This window comes from Streptomyces mesophilus, from assembly GCF_011044995.1.
In the GTDB taxonomy this organism is placed as follows: domain Bacteria; phylum Actinomycetota; class Actinomycetes; order Streptomycetales; family Streptomycetaceae; genus Streptomyces; species Streptomyces mesophilus.
In genome coordinates this window covers 1-18,257 of the sequence record NZ_JAAKZW010000163.1, presented here as the reverse complement: position 1 = coordinate 18,257, position 18,257 = coordinate 1, and the positions used below count along the sequence as shown (strand labels likewise).

Annotated in this window: 21 protein-coding genes; 12 read left to right on the top strand and 9 right to left on the bottom strand. The window is 70.4% G+C overall.

The window, feature by feature from the left end:
* Positions 1-19: 19 nt before the first annotated feature.
* The gene (locus G6045_RS28955) at positions 20-676 is read right to left on the bottom strand and encodes a response regulator transcription factor (RefSeq protein ID WP_328707938.1); all 657 of its coding nucleotides are present in this window, start codon (positions 674-676) and stop codon (positions 20-22) included.
* Positions 673-1,857: a sensor histidine kinase gene (locus tag G6045_RS28950; RefSeq protein ID WP_165335091.1), complete on the bottom strand. Its 1,185-nt coding sequence runs from the start codon at positions 1,855-1,857 to the stop codon at positions 673-675. Before G6045_RS28950 ends, G6045_RS28955 begins: the two co-directional genes overlap by 4 nt.
* 132 nt (positions 1,858-1,989) lie before the next feature.
* On the opposite strand from G6045_RS28950, the gene G6045_RS28945 reads away from it, so the two are divergent.
* On the top strand, positions 1,990-2,940 hold the full coding sequence (locus tag G6045_RS28945) for an ABC transporter ATP-binding protein (RefSeq protein WP_165335090.1): 951 nt from the start codon (positions 1,990-1,992) through the stop codon (positions 2,938-2,940).
* The gene (locus G6045_RS28940; RefSeq protein WP_165335089.1) at positions 2,937-3,782 is read left to right on the top strand and encodes an ABC transporter permease; all 846 of its coding nucleotides are present in this window, start codon (positions 2,937-2,939) and stop codon (positions 3,780-3,782) included. Before G6045_RS28945 ends, G6045_RS28940 begins: the two co-directional genes overlap by 4 nt.
* A gap of 43 nt (positions 3,783-3,825) precedes the next feature.
* On the opposite strand, the gene G6045_RS28935 is transcribed toward G6045_RS28940, so the two are convergent.
* Entirely contained in the window at positions 3,826-4,317 is a 492-nt protein-coding gene (locus G6045_RS28935; protein ID WP_165335088.1) for a GNAT family N-acetyltransferase, read from the bottom strand.
* A gap of 231 nt (positions 4,318-4,548) precedes the next feature.
* On the opposite strand from G6045_RS28935, the gene G6045_RS28930 reads away from it, so the two are divergent.
* Complete coding sequence (locus tag G6045_RS28930; RefSeq protein WP_165335087.1) at positions 4,549-5,682, top strand: serine hydrolase domain-containing protein; 1,134 nt, start codon at positions 4,549-4,551, stop codon at positions 5,680-5,682.
* A gap of 137 nt (positions 5,683-5,819) precedes the next feature.
* Here the strand turns inward: G6045_RS28930 and sodN are convergent, their stop codons facing one another.
* A complete protein-coding gene (gene sodN / locus G6045_RS28925) occupies positions 5,820-6,215 on the bottom strand; it encodes a superoxide dismutase, Ni (RefSeq protein WP_165335086.1) in 396 nt (131 codons plus the stop codon).
* Between the two features lie 175 nt (positions 6,216-6,390).
* Here sodN and sodX point away from each other — a divergent pair, with 175 nt between their 5' ends.
* A complete protein-coding gene (sodX, locus tag G6045_RS28920; protein ID WP_165335085.1) occupies positions 6,391-6,816 on the top strand; it encodes a nickel-type superoxide dismutase maturation protease in 426 nt (141 codons plus the stop codon).
* Here sodX and G6045_RS28915 read toward each other — a convergent pair.
* Entirely contained in the window at positions 6,741-7,349 is a 609-nt protein-coding gene (locus tag G6045_RS28915; protein WP_165335084.1) for a CGNR zinc finger domain-containing protein, read from the bottom strand. The genes sodX and G6045_RS28915 overlap by 76 nt on opposite strands.
* A 101-nt stretch (positions 7,350-7,450) precedes the next feature.
* Between G6045_RS28915 and G6045_RS28910 the strand changes: the two genes are divergently transcribed.
* Positions 7,451-8,212, top strand: a complete 762-nt coding sequence (locus G6045_RS28910; RefSeq protein WP_165335083.1) for a class I SAM-dependent methyltransferase — start codon at positions 7,451-7,453, stop codon at positions 8,210-8,212.
* Between the two features lie 75 nt (positions 8,213-8,287).
* Here the strand turns inward: G6045_RS28910 and G6045_RS28905 are convergent, their stop codons facing one another.
* From G6045_RS28905 to G6045_RS28895, 3 genes are read right to left on the bottom strand one after another with little or no spacing between them, the layout of a single operon-like run.
* A complete protein-coding gene (locus G6045_RS28905; protein ID WP_165335082.1) occupies positions 8,288-9,055 on the bottom strand; it encodes an amino acid ABC transporter ATP-binding protein in 768 nt (255 codons plus the stop codon).
* Positions 9,052-9,993, bottom strand: coding sequence for an amino acid ABC transporter permease (locus G6045_RS28900; protein WP_165335081.1), 942 nt, complete (start codon positions 9,991-9,993; stop codon positions 9,052-9,054). The genes G6045_RS28905 and G6045_RS28900 overlap by 4 nt, the downstream gene beginning before the upstream one ends.
* A gap of 36 nt (positions 9,994-10,029) precedes the next feature.
* The gene (locus G6045_RS28895; RefSeq protein WP_165335080.1) at positions 10,030-11,001 is read right to left on the bottom strand and encodes an ABC transporter substrate-binding protein; all 972 of its coding nucleotides are present in this window, start codon (positions 10,999-11,001) and stop codon (positions 10,030-10,032) included.
* 514 nt (positions 11,002-11,515) lie between these two features.
* On the opposite strand from G6045_RS28895, the gene G6045_RS28890 reads away from it, so the two are divergent.
* The 6 genes from G6045_RS28890 (at position 11,516) to G6045_RS28865 (ending at position 17,039) form a co-directional block, all read left to right on the top strand.
* Positions 11,516-12,724: an NAD(P)-dependent malic enzyme gene (locus tag G6045_RS28890; protein ID WP_165335079.1), complete on the top strand. Its 1,209-nt coding sequence runs from the start codon at positions 11,516-11,518 to the stop codon at positions 12,722-12,724.
* A 219-nt stretch (positions 12,725-12,943) separates the two neighbouring features.
* Positions 12,944-13,522, top strand: a complete 579-nt coding sequence (locus G6045_RS28885) for a phosphoesterase (RefSeq protein WP_165335078.1) — start codon at positions 12,944-12,946, stop codon at positions 13,520-13,522.
* A complete protein-coding gene (locus G6045_RS28880; protein ID WP_165335077.1) occupies positions 13,519-15,084 on the top strand; it encodes an alkaline phosphatase D family protein in 1,566 nt (521 codons plus the stop codon). Before G6045_RS28885 ends, G6045_RS28880 begins: the two co-directional genes overlap by 4 nt.
* Positions 15,085-15,164: 80 nt before the next feature.
* On the top strand, positions 15,165-16,127 hold the full coding sequence (locus G6045_RS28875; RefSeq protein WP_165335076.1) for a zinc-binding dehydrogenase: 963 nt from the start codon (positions 15,165-15,167) through the stop codon (positions 16,125-16,127).
* 124 nt (positions 16,128-16,251) lie between these two features.
* Positions 16,252-16,458, top strand: coding sequence for a helix-turn-helix domain-containing protein (locus tag G6045_RS28870; RefSeq protein WP_165335075.1), 207 nt, complete (start codon positions 16,252-16,254; stop codon positions 16,456-16,458).
* A 2-nt stretch (positions 16,459-16,460) separates the two neighbouring features.
* Positions 16,461-17,039 (top strand): Clp protease N-terminal domain-containing protein, encoded by a 579-nt coding sequence (locus G6045_RS28865; protein WP_165335074.1) that lies wholly within the window; start codon positions 16,461-16,463, stop codon positions 17,037-17,039.
* A 23-nt stretch (positions 17,040-17,062) separates the two neighbouring features.
* On the opposite strand, the gene G6045_RS28860 is transcribed toward G6045_RS28865, so the two are convergent.
* On the bottom strand, positions 17,063-17,572 hold the full coding sequence (locus G6045_RS28860; RefSeq protein ID WP_165335073.1) for a DinB family protein: 510 nt from the start codon (positions 17,570-17,572) through the stop codon (positions 17,063-17,065).
* Between the two features lie 127 nt (positions 17,573-17,699).
* Here G6045_RS28860 and G6045_RS28855 point away from each other — a divergent pair.
* The coding region (locus tag G6045_RS28855) for a hypothetical protein (protein WP_165335072.1) at positions 17,700-18,257 on the top strand (558 nt) is incomplete at its 3' end.

Genomic DNA, 18,257 nt, shown 5'->3' with positions numbered 1-18,257 from the left:
GGGTGGGATGCGGGGTGTCTCAGCTCGGTGAACCCACCAGCCCCGCCTCGTACGCGAGGATCACCAGCTGTACGCGGTCGCGGGCGTCCAGTTTGGACAGCAGGCGGGTCACATAGGTCTTCGCCGTGGCGGGGGAGAGGGTCAGTTCCTCGGCGATCTCCGTGTTGGTCAGGCCCGACCCGATCAGGGTGAGGACCTCGCGTTCGCGGGCGGTGATGGCGGTCAACTCGCGTACCGGGGCGGCCCGTTCCGTCCTGGCCGAGGCGAAGTCCCTGATCAGCCGGCGGGTGACCGCCGGGGCGAGTAGACCGTCGCCGGCGGCCACCACCCGTACCGCGTCGAGGATCTGCTCCAGGGCCATGTCCTTCACCAGGAAGCCGGCCGCCCCGGCCCGCAGCGCCCCGTACACGTACGCGTCGTCGTCGAAGGTCGTCAGGACGATGATCTGCGCCGCGGACGGGCCCGCCACGATCTGCCGGGTGGCTTCGATGCCGTCCATCACCGGCATACGGATGTCCATCACGATCACGTCGGGAGCGGTGTCCACGGCGAGCCGCACCGCCTCCGCGCCGTTGCCGGCCTCGCCGACCAGCTCCAGATCCGCCGCGTCCGTGATCACCATCTGCAGCGCGGCGCGCACCAGCGGCTGGTCGTCGACCAGCGCGACCCGGATCACGCGGCGGCCCCGGGCAGGGGCAGCCGGGCCGCGACCCGGAAACCGCCGCCCGTGCGGGCGCCCGCGCTGAACTCCCCGTTCAGGAGCGCCACCCGCTCGCGCATCCCCACGAGCCCGAACCCTCCGCCGGAGCCGCCGGGGCCCCGGCCGCGATCGGTGATCTCCAGGGCGAGTTCGCTCTTCCCGTACTCCACACGCACCTCACAAGCCTCCGTCTTCGCATGCCGTACGACATTGGTGACCGCCTCCTGGACGAGGCGGTACGCGGCCAGATCGATGTCCGGCGGCAGCGGGCGGCGGGCACCTTGCCAGGTCACGGCAGTGCGCACACCCGCCGCCGAGGTCGACTCGGCCAGCTGGTCGAGGTCCGACAGGCCCTGCAAGGGGGAAAGCCCGGGCTCGCGCAGGGCGCCCAGCATCCGGCGCAGACCCGCCAGGGTCTCGCGGCCCGCCTCCTCCACGGTGCGCATCGCCTCACTCGCCCGGTCCGGCTGGGTGTGCACCACGCGTGCGGCCGCGCCCGCCTGGAGCGCGATGATGCCGATGCTGTGCGCCACCGTGTCGTGCATCTCGCGGGCGATGCGCAGGCGTTCGGCGGTCACGGCCTGTGCGGCGGCCTGCGTCTGGAGGGCGGCGGCGTGGGCGCGGGCCTGGTGATGAGAGTCGCCGACGACCCAGGCGACGAGTACGAGAAGGGCCACGGAGAGCAGCTGGGCCGTCTCGACGTTGCCACGCGTCGCCACACGAACGCCGAAGGGGAAGAACAGCACGGCCAGCGCGAAGGCCGCCGTGATCACGCTGATGTGGCGGATGTGGTGACGCGCGACCAGGTACAACGCGAAGGCCGGTGCGAGGAACGACACCAGATCGAATTCGTTCATGCCGAGCAATCCGGCCGCTCCCGCCGGTCCGAGCAGGAACAGCGCGTATCCGAACAGCGGCCGGCCGCGCAGCAGGCGGGCACCTGAGGTGACCGCGCACGACATGACCGCGAGCAGCGTCCAGCCGAGGGGACCGGGCGAGAAGACAGGCTGCGGCTCGCCGTCGATGACGGCTTCGCCGGGCAGCCGGAAGAAGGTGAGCAGCCCGAACCCCAACGTCGCGAACCAGAGGACCACGGCCCAGGTCTCCGGACGGATCTGCCGCAGGAGCGGTGCGGTGTGGGCAGAGGTCGGGCGCATCCCGTGAGCGTAGCGGCGTGATCGTCGGCGGACATCGGGCCGGGGATGTACAACCTGGGGTGACATCCGGGCCCTCAACTGTCAACGACAGTCGGACGACCAGCGGGCCTTCGACCCGGCACCGTTGTCCGCATGATCGAGGCCAACGAACTCACCAAGCGATACGGCGGCAAGACCGCCGTCCACGACCTGACGTTCACCGTCAGGCCCGGCCGCGTGACCGGCTTCCTCGGTCCGAACGGGGCCGGCAAGTCGACCACCCTGCGCATGATCCTCGGGCTGCACGCCCCGACGAGCGGCACGGTGACCGTCGACGGCAGGCCCTTCGCCGACCGGCCGCGCGGCCTGCGGCACATCGGCTCGCTGCTCGACGCCCACGACGTACACGGCGGCCGCAGCGGCCGTGCGCAGCTCGAGGCGCTCGCCCGTTCCAACCGGATCCCGCGCAGCCGCGTCGACGAGGTGCTGGCAGAGGTGGGTCTCACGGACGCCGCCCGGCGGCGGATCGGCGGCTACTCGCTCGGTATGAAGCAGCGCCTGGGTATCGCGTCCGCCCTGCTCGGCGACCCGCCGGTGCTGCTCTTCGACGAACCGCTCAACGGGCTCGACCCGGAGGGCGTCCGCTGGGTGCGCGGCCTGTTCCGGCGCCTCGCCGAGGAGGGCCGTACCGTCTTCGTCTCCAGCCACCTGATGTCCGAGATGGAGAATGCGGCCGACGACCTGATCGTGATCGGCCGTGGCGCACTCCTGGCCGCCGAGCCGCTGACGGACTTCGCGGCCCGAGGCACCCGGGCCCATGTCACGGTCCGCACTCCGCAGGCCGCCGAGCTCATCGGCCTGCTGACCGCGGTGGACGCCGACGTCACCTCGTACGGGGAAAGGCTGGAGATCACCGGAGCGACGGCTCCCGAGATCGCCCGGATCGCGCTCGACCACCGCATCCTGCTGCACCACCTGGCCACGGAGCACGCCTCGTTGGAGCGGGCGTTCATGGAACTGACGGCGGACAGCGTCGAGTACGGCGCCGCAGGCGACCTCACGGGCACGCCCAGCGCCCGAGACCTGGTAGGAGAGGCCCGATGACCACCCTCGCTTCCCTGAACGCGGTGACCTCGAGCGCCGGATCCCGGCCCCGCTTCAGGGATCTGACCGCCGCCGAGTGGATCAAGACCCGCTCGCTGCGCTCCACTGCGATCGCCTACGGGGTGACGGCGCTGGCCGTCCTCGGGTTCAACCTGGGCGTGGCCTACGACACGTACACCTACTGGACCACGCAGGCCGCGGCCGACCGCGCGCAGTTCATCGCGGACGGTATCCCGCTCCAGCACGCCTTCGGTTCCAACGCCGCCGTGGTGATGATGCTCGCGCTGGGTGCGACAGGGGCGCTCACGGTGGTCGGTGAGTACAGCACCGGCACCATCCGCACGACCTTCGCGGCCGTCCCGGCCCGCGGTGCGGTCCTCGCCGCGAAGGCCGCGGTGCTCGCGGCGGTCTCGACGGTCTTCGGGCTGCTGCTCGCGACCGCCTCCTTCTTCGGTACGCAGGCGATCCTCGGCGCGCGCGACGCGGGCATCGGCATCGGGCATCCGGGGGCGCTGCAAGTCCTGCTCGGCTCAGCGCTGTTGGCCCCGGTCTGCGCGCTCGCGGGCTTCGCGCTCGGTGCGCTGATCCGGCAGACGGCGACCACGATGATCGCGACGTTGGTGGTTCTGCTGATCCTCCCGATGTTCCTCACCGATGGCCGCTACTGGTCGGCGCTGGTGGGCCATGCCACGCCGTACAAGGCATGGCTTCGGCTTGCCGATCCCGGTTACACGGCGGGGGAGTTTCCCTGGACGACGGCCGGCGCATGGACGGTGTACGCGATGTGGGCCGCGGCGGCCGTGGGGGTCGGGATGGTGGCCGTACGGCGGCGGGATCAGTGAGCGGGTGTCCGTGATCCGACGGATCGGTGAGCGACAGGGCCGGTCAGGCAAGGGATTTGGCGAACCAGTGGTCCGCGCGGCCGTGGCCCACGTAGGGCGCCGTCTCCTCGTAGCCGTTGCGCAGGTACAGCGTCCGGGCCTCGGTCAGCTGGGTGTTGGTCTCGCAGACCATCAGGGTGGCGCCTAGCTTCACGGCGGCCTCCTCGACGGCGCCCAGGAGTCCGCGGCCCAGGCCCGCTCCGCGCCCGGCGGGACGTACGTACATCCGCTTGAGCTCGGCCGTGCCAGGGCTGACGGGGAGCAGCCGCAGCCCCACGCAGCCGAGGAGCTCCCCCTCGCCGCCACGCGCCACCAGGAACTCCCCGTCGGGCGGGGCGAGATCGCGGTGCGGATCGCGGGCCATGACGGCCTGCACCTCGGCCGCGCTGACCGCCCGGCCGAGGACCCGCCGCCCCATCTCGGTGAAGTACTCCCGCATCACCTCGTCGACCCCGGCACCGGTGACGGGCTCCGCGCTGATGCTCCAGATCGCCATGCGCGCCATGCTCCCCGACCGGCCCGGCGCCAGTCCATGGCCGTGCGCGAAAGCGCGGATGCGTGAAAGCGCGAATGCGCGTGGCCCGTGCCCCGTGGCCGTATCCGTCTCCTCGCTACCGCTGCTTGTGGAAGAGGCTTGCCCAAGGGCAGGGGTACGGGTCGAATGGGCACCGCGGACGCAGGATCGGCACCGCAGACGCAAGATCGGCACGGCAGCCCGGGAGGGTGTATGGCAGTCCACGGTACGGTGGCGGCCGGTTTCGAGGGCGTACGGGAGGCGTTCAGCGCCTTCCTCGCGGGCGAGGAGCACGACCCGGGCGCCCAGTTGGCGGTGTACCGGGGCGGTGAGCGCGTGGTGGACCTGTGGTCGGACTCGGTCGGCGCGGAGTCGCTGCTCGGTGTCTTCTCGTCCACCAAGGGCGCGGCGTATCTGGTGACCGCGCTCCTGGTCCAGGACGGCGTGCTCGACCTGGACCGCACCGTCGCCTCGTACTGGCCGGACTTCGCGGCCGAGGGCAAAGGCGCGCTCACCCTGCGCGAACTCCTCGCCCACCGGGCCGGGTTGGTCGGCCTTGACGCCGGCTTCACCCCGGAGGAAGGGGCCGACGACCGGGTGATCGCGGCCCTGCTTGCCGGGCAGCGCCCCTTCTGGCAGCCGGGCCGGTTCTTCGGCTACCACGGCTTCGTGATCGGGGCGCTCGTCGGCGAGGTGGTGTTCCGGGCGACCGGACGCACCCTGCAGGAGTGGTACGAGGAGCGGATCCGCGCCCCGTACGACCTGGACCTGTGGCTGGGCCTGCCCGAGTCCGAGGAGCCGCGCTACCTCAGCACCCTGCCGATGCTCCTGACACCGGAGCAGCGGGCCGAGGCCGACGCCGAGGCGTCCAGCCCGTACAGCCTGGCCGGCATCGCCTACAACCGGCACGCGCCCGGCAACGCCGAGCTGTACGACTTCCCCAACTCCCGCCTCGTGCGCGCGAAGGGCCAGGCGTCGGTGGCGGGCATCGGCTCCGCGCGGGGTCTCGCCGGGATGTACGCCGCGGCGGCGTTCGGCCTGGGCCGGGACGGACCCCTCCTGAAGCCGGACACGGCCGCCGAGTTCGCCCGCATCCACTCCTCGGGCACCGACCTGGTGAGCGACTCACCGAAGTCGTTCGGCCTGGGGTTCAGCACCATCGGCCACCACTTCGACTGCGTCGGAGCCGGCGCCTTCGGCCACAGCGGCGCATCGGGCTCCCTCGCCTTCGCCGACCCCCGCCAGGGCTACGCCTACGCGTACACCCGCCGCCGGTACGCCTACCCGGGCGGCGCGGCCCCGGAGAACTGGCCGCTGCTGCGCTCGGTGGTCCGGGCACCGGCCTGACGCGGACCCGTGGCAACGCAAGGGACCCGGCCGCATGACGCGACCGGGTCCCTCACGTGGATCCGCCGACCTGCGATGGTGCACCGATCGCAGACCATGGCGGACAGGCCTTGGATCAGGCCTTGATCAGCCTTGGATCAGGCCTTCTTGGTCTCCCAGAAGATCTTGTCGATCTGGGCGATGTAGTCCAGCGCCTTCTGGCCCGTGGCCGGGTCGACCGACCCCTTCGCGGCCGAGAGGGCCTTGAGGGTGTCGTTCACCAGCTGGTGCAGCTCCGGGTACTTCTCGAAGTGCGGGGGCTTGAAGTAGTCGCTCCACAGCACCGACACGTGGTGCTTGGCGAGCTCGGCGCGCTGCTCCTTGATGACAACGGCGCGAGCCTGGAAGTGCGGGTCGTCGTTCGCCGCCATCTTCTCCTGGACGGCCTTGACGGACTCCGCCTCGATACGGGCCTGGGCGGGGTCGTACACACCGCAGGGCAGGTCGCAGTGGGCGCTGACCGTCACCTTGGGGGCAAACAGGCGGGAGAGCATGTAGCTGTCCTTCCTCGTGATCGTCTTCTCAAGTGGGAGATTACTCCCTGGGAAGGTGAGATTCGCGGGTGCCCCCGACGGCTTAGGTCAAAAGTCCAGGGTGACCCTGGGACCCGTGGACGATCCCACTGCACACTGATAGGTGGGCGGCGACACGGCTGGCGGGAGGTGCCTGATGCGGGAGTCGGTGCGAGTGGGCGAGGGCAGAGTGCCCTTCGGGATCGCCGAGGTGCACGGGCCGTCGATGGTCCCCACGCTGCACCACGGCGACCAGCTGCTCATCCGGTACGGGGTGCGCATCCGGCCCGGTGACGTGGTGGTCCTGCGGCATCCGTTCCAGCAGGACCTGCTGGTCGTCAAGCGCGCCGTCGAGCGGCGCGAGAGCGGCTGGTGGGTGCTCGGGGACAACTCCTTCGCCGGCGGCGACAGCACGGATTACGGGACCGTGCCCGAGGAGCTGGTGCTCGCCAAGGTGCTCGGGCGCTACCGGCCGCGGGCCGAGGGCCGGGGGCTGCTCCTTTGGCTCTACTCGGCGGTACGTCCCGTCTTCGCGTCCCGGTCCGTGCGGGCCGCCGCCTCCTCGCGCTTGCGGGCCCGGTAGGCCGCGACGTTGGCGCGGGTCGCGCAGCGGTCCGAGCAGTAGCGGCGCGAGCGGTTGGTCGAGGTGTCGAGATAGGCGTTGCGGCAGGGCGCCGCCTCGCACAGGCCGAGGCGGTCGACGCCGTGCTCGGTGAGGTGGAAGGCGAGCCCCATCGAGGCGATCGCCGCATAGCCCGCGGTCGCGTTCGACGGGTGGTCGGCGAGGTGCATGTGCCACAGCGGGTTGTCCTGGTCGTCGCGGTGGTCGTGCCCGGAGATCTGCGGGCTCACCGGGAACTCCAGGAGCAGCGAGTTCAGGAGGTCGACCGCGAGCGTCTGGTCCCCGCTGTCGGCCGCTTCGAAGACCGCCCGCAGCCGCCCCCGCACCGAACGGAAGCGCGTGACGTCCGCGTCCGTCGCGCGCCGCGCCGCCGACTGATTGCCGCCGAACAGCGCGCGGACCGCCTCGACGCTGGTCAGCGCATCCTTGCCGCGGGCCGGCTCCTCGCTGTTGACGAGACGCACTGCGTAGTCCGCGTAATAGGTCAGTTCCACTTGTAGTCCTTACGGATGCGGTCTATCTTCGTCGTACGGAAGTAATGGGCGGAGCCCTGTTCGGGGGCTTACGTACAGGGTATTACGTACGGAGGGGAACCATGACGGACATCCACACCACCACGGACTGGCGTGCCTGGCAGGACAGCTGGGACCGGCAGCAGCAGTGGTACCTGCCGGACCGCGAGGAGCGGTTCTCGGTCATGCTCGACATGGTGGAGGCCCTGGTCGGTCCGAAGGCGCGGGTGCTGGATCTGGCATGCGGTACGGGGAGTATTACGGACCGGCTCCTCAAGAGGTTCCCCGAGGCCGAGAGCACCGGCGTGGACCTGGACCCGGCGCTGCTCACCATCGCCGAGGGCACCTTCGCGGGCGACGGCCGCGTCACGTTCGTACGGGCGGATCTCAAGGATCCGGACTGGGCCGCGAAGCTCCCGTACGACAGCTATGACGCCGTGCTCACCGCGACCGCCCTGCACTGGCTGCACAGCCCCGAACTCGCCGTCCTGTACGGGCAGATCGCGGATCTGGTCCGCGCGGGCGGGGTCTTCATGAACGCCGACCACATGCCGGACCCGGCGACCCCGCGGATCAACGCCGCCGAGAGCGCGCACCGCAACGCGCGCGCCCGGCAGGTCAAGTCCGAGGGCGTCCTCGACTGGAAGGAGTGGTGGCAGCTCGCCGCCGCCGATCCGGTCCTCGCCGCACCGACGGCCGAGCGCTTCGAGATCTACGGCGACCATGCGGACGGCGACATGCCCTCGGCCGACTGGCACGCCCGCACCCTCAGGGACATGGGCTTCGCGGAGTCCCGCACGGTCTGGGCCTCGCCGGCGGACTCGCTGGTGCTTGCGCTCAAGTAACCGATCCAGGCGGACCCCTGGAACCAACAGGGGCGGTACGGGAACTCCCGTACCGCCCCTGTTGGTCGGAAAGGACTACAGCACCTTCGACAGGAACGACTGTGTCCGCTCGTGCTGCGGATTCGTCAGTACGTCACGGGGGTTGCCCGCCTCGACGACCACGCCCTCGTCCATGAAGACCAGGGAGTCGCCGACCTCGCGGGCGAAGCCCATCTCGTGGGTGACGACGATCATCGTCATGCCGTCCTCGGCGAGACCCCGCATGACGTCCAGGACGTCACCGACCAGCTCCGGGTCGAGCGCGGAGGTGGGCTCGTCGAAGAGCATCAGCTTGGGCTCCATCGCGAGCGCACGGGCGATCGCGACGCGCTGCTGCTGGCCGCCGGAGAGCTGGGACGGGTAGTTCCCGGCCTTGTCCGCCAGGCCCACGCGGTCGAGCAGCCGCTGGGCGCGCTCCCGCGCCACGGCCTTCGACTCGCGCTTGACCTGGACCGGAGCCTCCATGACGTTCTCGAGCGCCGTCATGTGCGGGAACAGGTTGAAGCGCTGGAAGACCATGCCGATGTCCCGGCGCTGCAGGGCGACTTCGCTGTCCTTGAGCTCGTACAGCTTGCCGTTCTTCTCGCGGTAGCCGACCAGCTGGCCGTCGACCGAGAGCCGGCCGCCGGAGACCTGCTCCAGGTGGTTGATGCACCGCAGGAACGTCGACTTGCCCGAACCGGACGGGCCGATGAGGCAGAACACCTCACGCGGCGCGACCTCGAGGTCGATGCCCTTGAGGACCTCGACGCTGCCGAACGACTTGTGGACGTTCTCGGCCTTGACCATGGGAACCGCGGTCATCGGAGACCTCCCGACAGATTGCGCGACGGGATCAGAGCGGCCTTCAGGCGCTGGACCGGCGTCGGCGGGAGCGAGCGTGTGGAGCCCTTGGCGTAGTAGCGCTCCACGTAGTACTGACCCACGGACAGGATCGAGGTCATCACCAGGTACCAGGCGGCGGCGAGGAAGTACATCTCGACCGTGGCCGTCGAGCGTTCACCGATCTGCTGGGTGACCCGGAACAGGTCGAGGTACTGCACCGCCGAGACCAGCGAGGTGGTCTTCAGCATGTTGATGACCTCGTTGCCCGTCGGCGGCACGATCACCCGCATCGACTGCGGGATCACGATGCGGCGCAGGGTCTTGGAGTGGCTCATGCCGAGCGCGTGCGACGCCTCGGTCTGGCCCTCGTCGACCGAGAGCAGACCGGCGCGGCAGATCTCCGCCATGTACGCGGCCTCGTTGAGGCCCAGGCCGAGCAGCGCCGTCAGCATCGGCGTCATGAAGTCCGACCACTGGTCCTTGTAGAACGGACCGAGGTTGACGTACTCGAAGACCAGGCCCAGGTTGAACCAGACGAACAGCTGGACCAGGACCGGGGTACCGCGGAAGAACCAGATGTAGAACCAGGCGATGCTGCTGGTCACAGGGTTCTTCGACAGCCGCATCACAGCGAGCAGGACACCGAGGACGACGCCGATGACCATCGCGAGGATCGTCAGCTTCATCGTCTCGACGACACCGTCGAGGATGCGGTCGTTGAAGAAGTAGTCGGGCAGCGCGCCCCAGTTGATTTTGTCCGACTGGGCGAACGCGTAGACGATCGCGACGAGGGTGCCCAGCGCGATCAGGGCCGAGACGTAGCGCAGCGGGTGGCGGACCGGGATGGCCTTGATGACCTCCGGTCCGCCGCCGCGGGCGCCGCCCGGGCCGTCCGTCTTGTTGACGTCAGCAGTCACGGGTGTTGCCTTTCAACCAGCGGGTGCCGGAGCCGGTCACTTGCCGCCGTTGACGGCGGCTTCCTTGACGGCGCCGTCCGCAACGCCCCACTTCGAGATGATCTTGTCGTACTCGCCGCTCTTGATGACGGCGTCGAGCGCGGCCTTGAGGGCGTCGCGCAGCTGGTCGTTGCCCTTGGCCACGGCGATGCCGTACGGGCCGGCCTCGACCTGGTCGCCGACGATCTCGAAGTTCTTGCCGCCGCCCGAGTTCTTCACGCTGTACGCGGCGATCGGGAAGTCCGCGGACACGACGTCGGCGCCGCCGCCGCGCATCCGGGTCTCGGCCTCGGGGTTGGTCGGGAAGTCCTCGACCTTGAGGGCGGGCTTGCCGTCCGTCTTGCACTTCTTGGCCTGGTCGTTGGCCAGGTCCAGGGAGAAGGTGGCCTGCTGCACGGCGATGGTCTTGCCACACAGGTCGTCCCAGGTCTTGATGCCCTGGGTCTCGCCCTTGTTGGTGTAGAGGGAGACGCCCGCGACGAAGTAGTCGACGAAGTCGACGCCCTTGCCGACCTTCTTGCCGGTGTCGCCGTCGATGCCTTCCTGGCGGTCCTTGGTGTCGGTCATGGCCGACATGGCGATGTCGTAGCGACCGCCGCCGAGGCCACCGATCAGGTCGGCGAACTTGCCGTTCTCGAACTTGAACTCGACGCCGAGCTGCTTGCCCATGGCCGCGGCGATGTCCGGGTCGATACCGACGGTCTTGCCGTCCTCGTCCACGTACTCGACGGGCGCGTACGCGATGTCCGAACCGACCTTGATGACGCCCTTGTCCTGGATCTCCTTGGGCAGCTTGGCGAAGAGCGGCGCCGAGGTCTTCTCGCCGGCCTTCGTCGAGTCGCCCTCCTTGCCGCTGTCCTTCGTCTGGTCGCCGCAACCGGTCAGGATCAGCGCGCCGGCGACCGCGATGGCGCCGACCGCGGCTATCCGGGACTTGGCGGTCGTACGACGGGTGGTGCTTGCGGTCATGGGGGTCCTCCGGCAGATGTGTGCTGATGAGGGAGCGATCAGCGGTCGTGCACACGGCTTCGGGTGTCGCGACCTTGTGTGATTACGGCATCTTGCCATTCGGACTGCACGATTCAGGCTGCCGCCCAGGTCAAAATCGGATAACAGGTGCGCGGGGGACGTAGAGGCCTGCCCTCCCAAGGGTGAGCGCCCGCTTGGTGAACCATCGCTAACCGGGCGAAACCCCGCTCATCTCGCTATCCGGACGGCGGCGTTGGACTTTTGGTCCCGACCCGGACATTTGCCCTACGTTTGAGGCGAATCTCTCTCGTGGAGTCCCCGTTCCATCCTGTACAAAAGAGCGTTACACCCCTCATCCGGGGACCAGGGCGCGTGTGCGGCGCGCCCGCGCGTGGACATCTCCCCCTCGCTGGGAGGCCCATCGCCCAACGGCGAGGAGTCCCGCGGTGCCCGCCCGCTCCCGAACAGGGAGCGGCAACCCTCAAACGATTGAACCTTTAAGGGGTCAGACAAAGTGGCAGCGGAGATCGTCAATCCTCGCAGCGACGCCGGAACGGACGGGGCCGACGAGCCCTTCGATCCGGCCTTCGCGCTGCATCGCGGCGGCAAGATGGCTGTTCAGGCCACGGTGCCGGTCCGTGACAAGGACGACCTGTCCCTCGCGTACACACCTGGTGTGGCCAAGGTGTGCAGCGCCATCGCCGAGCAGCCGGAGCTCGTCCACGACTACACGTGGACCTCGAACGTCGTGGCCGTCGTCACCGACGGTACGGCCGTGCTCGGGCTCGGTGACATCGGTCCTTCCGCCTCTCTCCCGGTGATGGAGGGCAAGGCGATTCTGTTCAAGCAGTTCGGCGGCGTGGACGCGGTCCCGCTGGCGCTCGCGACCACGTCCGTGGACGAGATCGTCGAGACCGTGAAGCGGCTCGCCCCGTCCTTCGGCGGTGTGAACCTCGAGGACATCTCGGCGCCGCGCTGCTTCGAGATCGAGCGGCGGCTCCAGGACGAGCTGGACATCCCGGTCTTCCACGACGACCAGCACGGCACGGCCGTCGTGACGCTCGCGGCGCTGCGTAACGCCGCGAAGCTCACCAACCGCACGCTGGGCGACCTGCGCGCGGTCATCTCCGGCGCCGGTGCGGCGGGTGTCGCGATCGCCAAGTTCCTGCTCGAGGCGGGCATCGGCGATGTCTCCGTCGCCGACCGCAAGGGCATCGTCTCGCGCGACCGCGACGACCTCACGCCGGTCAAGCGCGAGCTCGCCGAGCTCACCAACAAGGCGAACATCTCCGGCTCCCTGGAGTCCGCCCTGTCCGGCGCCGATGTCTTCATCGGTGTCTCCGGCGGTACGGTCCCGGAGCCGGCGGTCGCGTCGATGGCGCCGAACTCGTTCGTGTTCGCCATGGCCAACCCGAACCCCGAGGTGCACCCGGACGTCGCGCACAAGTACGCGGCGGTCGTGGCCACGGGCCGTTCGGACTTCCCGAACCAGATCAACAACGTGCTCGCGTTCCCCGGCATCTTCGCCGGCGCGCTCCAGGTGCGGGCCTCCCGTATCACCGAGGGCATGAAGATCGCCGCCGCCGACGCGCTCGCCGCGGTCGTCGGTGACGAGCTGTCCGCGGAGTACGTGATCCCCTCGCCGTTCGACGAGCGCGTGGCCCCCGCGGTCACCGCGGCCGTGGCCGCCGCCGCTCGCGCGGAGGGTGTCGCGCGCCGCTAGCGGCAAGCGAGTTCACGCTTCAGGGCCCTGCCTCCTTGCTTGGAGGCGGGGCCCTTTTGCGTGTCCGGAGCGGGGCCCTTTGCACGTCTGGAGGCCGGACCCCTTCGCGCGTGACTTCCGGGATCCGACGGAGAGTTGGGCCGGGCGCCTTCCGTGGTTCATCAGGGGCTGGTGAGATGCGCGCGGTTGTCCAACCCCCATGACCCTGGAGGCAGACGAGTGAACCTTGTCGTCAACGGTGACGCGGAATCCGGACCGGGCGGCGGCGCCGACCCGGTCGAGGCCGTGCCGGGCTGGCGGATCGCGCAGGGCGCTCCCGCGCTGATCGCGTACAGCCTCGGCGGTGGCTACCCGACCCCGGACGACCCGGGGCCCGCCGCGCGCGGCAGCCGGTTCTTCTCCGGCGGCACCAGCGCGCGCACCGCCCTCGTGCAGGACATCGAGCTGCCGGCGCGCGGGGCGACCGGGCGGCGGGAAGTCGACGCGGGCCGGGTGCGGTACGCGGTGAGCGGCTGGCTCGGCGGCTATGCGGGCCAGGAGGACGGAGCGCGCCTGTCCGTGGAGTTCCGGGCCGCCGACGGCACGCCCCTCGCCCTGAGCGTGCTCGGGCCGGTGAGCGCCGCCGAGCGCCTGGGCCGTACCGCGCTCGTCGAGTGCGCCGCCGAGGCCGCGGTGCCGCCCGGGGCGCGCGGCGCCCGCGTCCTGCTCGTGTTCACCCGCAGCGGCGGCGGCACGTCCAACGACGGCTACGCGGACGCCGTCTCCCTCACCCTGCACGCCACCGGAGGCCGGCCGTGAAGCTGAACCGTCGTGATCTGCTCAAGGCCGCGGCCGCCGCCGGCGCCCTGAACGTCGCCTGGCCCTTGGCCGTCGGCCTCACCCCCGCCGAGGCCCGCGAGGCGGCCGAGGCGCTCGGCGCCGACTACGATCCGGCGCCCTTCACGCTCGGCGTCGCCTCCGGCGATCCGCAGCCGTACTCGGTGCTCCTGTGGACGAGACTCGCGCCCGAACCCCTCGCCGCCGAGCAGCGGTTGCCGGAGACCGTCGAGGTGCGGTGGACCGTGGCGGAGGACCCGCGGCTGCGCCGGGTGGTGGCCGAGGGCACGACGGCGGCGTCCGCGACGCTCGGCCACAGCGTGCACATCGTGGTGGAGGGCCTGCGCCCCGGCCGTCACTACTGGTACGGGTTCCGCGCCCTGGGCAAGACGAGCCGCGTCGGCCGTACGAAGACGGCGCCGACCGGACGTATCGGCAAGGCCCTCTTCGCCACCGCCAACTGCCAGGCGTTCCACGACGGTTACTACGCGGCACACCGCGCCATCGCCCGCGAGAACCTCGACTTCGTCATCCACCTCGGCGACTACATCTACGAGCACGGCCAGGTCGGCGGCGTACCGGAGAGTCATGTCCGCGACCACGACGGACCCGAGATCCTCACCCTCGGCGACTACCGCAAGCGGCACGCCCTCTACAAGGGAGACCGTTCGCTGCGCGAGGCGCACGCCGCGCACCCGTGGTTTTTGACCTGGGACGATCACGAGGTCGTCAACGACTACAGCGGTACGGGCGGCGGGGCGCCGTTCATGAAGCGGCGGGCGGCCGCGTACCAGGCCTGGTACGAGCACATGCCGCACCGCGACTCCTTCGGCGCGATGGCCCTTCCCGACCCGGAGATCCACCGGGTGCGCCGCTGGGGCGAGCTGCTCGAACTGACCGTGCTCGACCTGCGCTCGTACCGCTCGGCGCAGAACCTGCCCGACGGCACGATCCTCGGCACGGACCAGAAGGCCTGGCTGAAGCAGGGGATCGACAAGGCGCCCGACGCCTGGCACGTCTGGGCCAACTCGATCATGCTGAGCCAGCTGCGCAGCCCCTCCGGCAGCGGATACATGTTCACCGACCAGTGGGACGGCTTCCTCGCCGAACGGCGCGAGGTGCTCGGCCACGTGCACGCCGGCGGCCTCGAGGATCTGGTCGTCCTGACGGGGGACTGGCACTCCGCCTTCGTCGACGACATCCGGGTCGACTTCGACCGGCCCGACTCCCCGCTCGTGGGGACCGAGTTCACCGCGCACTCGGTCACGTCCGGCGCGTACTCGGCGGACTGGAACGCGACCAACGGCCCGCTCATGGGCCGGGCCAACCCGCACCTGAAGTACTTCGAGGGCAACCGCTACGGATACGACGTGTACGAGGTCACGCCCGAGCGCTTCAGCACGCACATGCGGGTGATCGGGGACCGCCGGGACCCGGCCTCGCCGGTGTCGACGCTGACCACGTTCCATGTGGACCGGGGCAAGCCGGGGTCCTACGAGGACCCGGGGACGAAGGGGTCGCCGGCGCAGTACAGGAGGGACTAGTCCTGTTTGCAGGGTGGGTGCGGGGCGTCACACCGTGGTGCGGTTCCGCCCCGCCCCGCCTGCGCCATATCGTCACCAGCATGTTCGCCGCCTATGCCGCACGCATCGACCGTGATCAGCCGCTCGCCGGGCTCGAGTTGGGCGAGCGCCCCGCTCCCGCCGTCCGTGACGGCTGGTCGACCATCAACGTCAAGGCCGCCTCCCTCAACCACCACGACCTGTGGTCGCTGAGGGGCGTGGGCCTCGGTGAGGACAAGCTCCCGATGATCCTCGGCTGCGACGCGGCCGGGATCGACGAGGACGGCAACGAGGTCGTCCTGCACTCGGTCATCGGCCAGTCCGGCCACGGGGTCGGCCCCAAGGAGCCCCGCTCGATCCTCACCGAGCGCTACCAGGGCACGTTCGCCGAGCAGGTCTCCGTGCCCACCTGGAACGTGCTGCCCAAGCCCAAGGAGCTCAGCTTCGCCGAGGCCGCCTGTCTGCCGACCGCCTGGCTCACCGCGTACCGCATGCTCTTCACCAACGCCGGTGTACGGCCCGGGGACTCGGTCCTCGTGCAGGGCGCGGGCGGCGGTGTCGCGACGGCCGCGATCGTGCTCGGCAAGGCGGCGGGGCTGCGGGTCTTCGCGACCAGCCGGGACGAGGCCAAGCGCAAGCGGGCCATCGAGCTCGGCGCGGTCGAGGCCGTGGAGCCGGGCGCGCGTCTTCCCCAGCGGGTGGACGCCGTCATCGAGATGGTCGGCGCCGCCACCTGGTCGCACTCCGTCAAGTCCCTGCGCCCGGGCGGCACGTTGGTGATCTCCGGCGCCACGAGCGGTGACCGCCCCTCGCATGCCGAGCTGACCCGGATCTTCTTCCTCGAGCTGAAGATCGTGGGCTCGACGATGGGCAGCAAGGACGAGCTGGAGGACCTGCTCTCCTTCTGCGCCGCAACGGGGGTACGCCCCGTCATCGACGACATCCTGCCGCTCGACCAGGCGCGGGACGCGTTCGCGCGCATGGAGTCGGGCGAGCTCTTCGGGAAGCTGGTGCTGTCCGTCTGACCTCGCGCTTTTCCTCTACGAAGGCTCGTCCGCGCTCGGCGCGGGCGGGCCTTCGCCGTGTTTCCAGCCCTTGGCATGTCAACTCGGGTTGACATGCCAAGGGCTGTCAACCTAAATTGACACCATGACCGAAGCAACGGATCTCGCCGAGCGGGCGGGCGATCGCGACCCCAGGGTCGGGCTGAGGGCGGTGGCCGCACTGCGGCGCCTGCTCGAACAGCTCGAAGCGGTCCAGGTGCGCAGTGCGCGCAACCAGGGCTGGTCCTGGCAGGAGATCGCCGCCGAGCTCGGAGTGAGCAGGCAGGCCGTCCACAAGAAGCATGGGAGGTAGCGATGTTCGAGCGGTTCACGGAGGGCGCGCGGGGCGTGGTCGAAGGCGCGGTGGCCCATGCGGAACGCGGGGGCGCCGACAAGGTCGAGGCCGGGCATCTGCTGCTCGCGCTGCTCGACGCCCGGGGCACGAAGGGCGCGTTCGCGCTCTCGGCCCTCGGGGTGCGGCCGGAGGCGGTGGTCTCCGGTCTGGAGGAGGCACGGCGTCGCGGCGGGGTCTCGGCGGCGGACGCCGAGGCGCTGGCCGGGCTCGGGATCGATGTCGGCGCGATCGTCTCGCGGGTCGAAGAGGCGCACGGCGAGGGCGCGTTGGCGCACGGCCGGCCGCGGGGGCGGCGCCTGTGGGCCGGTTCGGGGCACCGCCCGTTCACGCGGGAGGCGAAGACGGTCCTGGAGCAGTCGCTGCGGGTGGCCCTGGCGCGCAAGGAGAAGTCCATCGGGGACGAGCACCTGCTGCTCGCGATGGCGGCACGGCCGGGGGTCGTACGGGATGTCCTCGCGGGGTGCGGGGTGACCTTCGACGCGCTGGAGAGGGTCCTCGGGAACGGGAACGGGAACGGGGGCGCGGCCAAGGCGGGTTGAGGCCCCCTGAGGGCGGGCCCCGCTCAGGCCCCGGTGGTCCCGTCGACGCCCTCGCGCAGGAAGTCCGCGTGGCCGTTGTGCCGTCCGTACTCGAGCAGGACGTGCACCATCACCATCCGCAGCGAGATCTCCTTGTCCCAGCGCGGCTGGTATCCGGTCGTATCGAGCGAATCGGCCGCCTTCTCGATCCGGCGCGACCGCTCGACCTCCGCCTCCCAGGCGCCGAAGGCCTCCGCCCGGGTGGAGGCGCTCGCGTCGTACGCGGCCTGGAAGTCGATCTCGTCGGACCACACCATGGGCGCGTCGTGGTCCTCGAACGCCCGGTGGAACCAGGCACGTTCCACCTCCGCCATATGCCGTACGAGGGCGAGCAGCGAGAGCGTGGACGGCGGCATCGAGCGCTGCCGCAGCTCCTCGTCCGTGAGTCCTTCGCACTTCATGGCGAGGGTCGCGCGGTGGTAGTCGAGGAAGGCGCGCAGGGTGTCGCGTTCGCCGCCGGTCAGCGGCGGTCCGATGCGGTGGTCGGCGGTCATGCCGGGCGCCTCCTTTGTGTCGGGTGTGCTGATCGCCGCCAGTATCCCCGCAGGTCGAAGGGTGTTGTCAGTGGGGGCCGTTAGCGTGAAGGGAGTCGAGTCCTCGTGCCCTCACAAGGAGTCCCTCATGCCCGTGCCCGTCGAATTCGTCCCCGCGGACACCGCGGTGCGCCGGCCGGTCACCAAGGTCGGCGGTCAGCCCGTATGGCTCGATGAGCCGCAGTGGCCGCTCTCGCGGGAGAGCGGTGAGCCCATGGAGTTCCTGGGCCAGTTCGAGCTCGGCGACGGCCGGCTCGGCTATCTCTTCATGACGGCCTCGGAGGCCGGGGGTGAGGCGACGTGGGAGCCGGAAGGCGGGGAGAACGCGCTGGTCGTCCAGCCTGCGGGCCGTGTCCCGGACTTCGTCACGGTCGAGGCGGCGGGTTCGGGGCCCTCGGCGGGTGAGGACTTCGTCCCGCGGGCGGTGGAGCGGGCGCCGGACGGGGAGGAGTGGCAGTTCCTGGGCGGCCCGGACGTCCGGCCGAACTGGTTGCAGGGCGGTGAGCACCCCGGCCCCGGCTGGCAGTTGATAGCGCAGCTGGACTCGGCGGGGCTGCCGTTCCACGTCAACTTCGGGGACATGGGGGTGGGGTATGCCTTCCTGTCGCCGGACGGGAAGGAAGGGCGGTTCCTCTGGCAGTGCGGG

Bases quoted from the DNA above. Each gene is read 5' to 3' on its own strand.
- sodN (WP_165335086.1), bottom strand. From the start codon at position 6,215: ATGCTCTCCCGCCTGTTTGCCCCCAAGGTGACGGTCAGCGCCCACTGC.
- G6045_RS28910 (WP_165335083.1), top strand. From the start codon at position 7,451: ATGACGGACATCCACACCACCACGGACTGGCGTGCCTGGCAGGACAGC.
- G6045_RS28930 (WP_165335087.1), top strand. From the start codon at position 4,549: ATGGCAGTCCACGGTACGGTGGCGGCCGGTTTCGAGGGCGTACGGGAG.
- G6045_RS28875 (WP_165335076.1), top strand. From the start codon at position 15,165: ATGTTCGCCGCCTATGCCGCACGCATCGACCGTGATCAGCCGCTCGCC.
- G6045_RS28935 (WP_165335088.1), bottom strand. From the start codon at position 4,317: ATGGCGATCTGGAGCATCAGCGCGGAGCCCGTCACCGGTGCCGGGGTC.
- G6045_RS28860 (WP_165335073.1), bottom strand. From the start codon at position 17,572: ATGACCGCCGACCACCGCATCGGACCGCCGCTGACCGGCGGCGAACGC.
- G6045_RS28950 (WP_165335091.1), bottom strand. From the start codon at position 1,857: ATGCGCCCGACCTCTGCCCACACCGCACCGCTCCTGCGGCAGATCCGT.
- G6045_RS28870 (WP_165335075.1), top strand. From the start codon at position 16,252: ATGACCGAAGCAACGGATCTCGCCGAGCGGGCGGGCGATCGCGACCCC.
- G6045_RS28940 (WP_165335089.1), top strand. From the start codon at position 2,937: ATGACCACCCTCGCTTCCCTGAACGCGGTGACCTCGAGCGCCGGATCC.
- G6045_RS28905 (WP_165335082.1), bottom strand. From the start codon at position 9,055: ATGACCGCGGTTCCCATGGTCAAGGCCGAGAACGTCCACAAGTCGTTC.
- G6045_RS28895 (WP_165335080.1), bottom strand. From the start codon at position 11,001: ATGACCGCAAGCACCACCCGTCGTACGACCGCCAAGTCCCGGATAGCC.
- sodX (WP_165335085.1), top strand. From the start codon at position 6,391: ATGCGGGAGTCGGTGCGAGTGGGCGAGGGCAGAGTGCCCTTCGGGATC.
- G6045_RS28945 (WP_165335090.1), top strand. From the start codon at position 1,990: ATGATCGAGGCCAACGAACTCACCAAGCGATACGGCGGCAAGACCGCC.
- G6045_RS28865 (WP_165335074.1), top strand. From the start codon at position 16,461: ATGTTCGAGCGGTTCACGGAGGGCGCGCGGGGCGTGGTCGAAGGCGCG.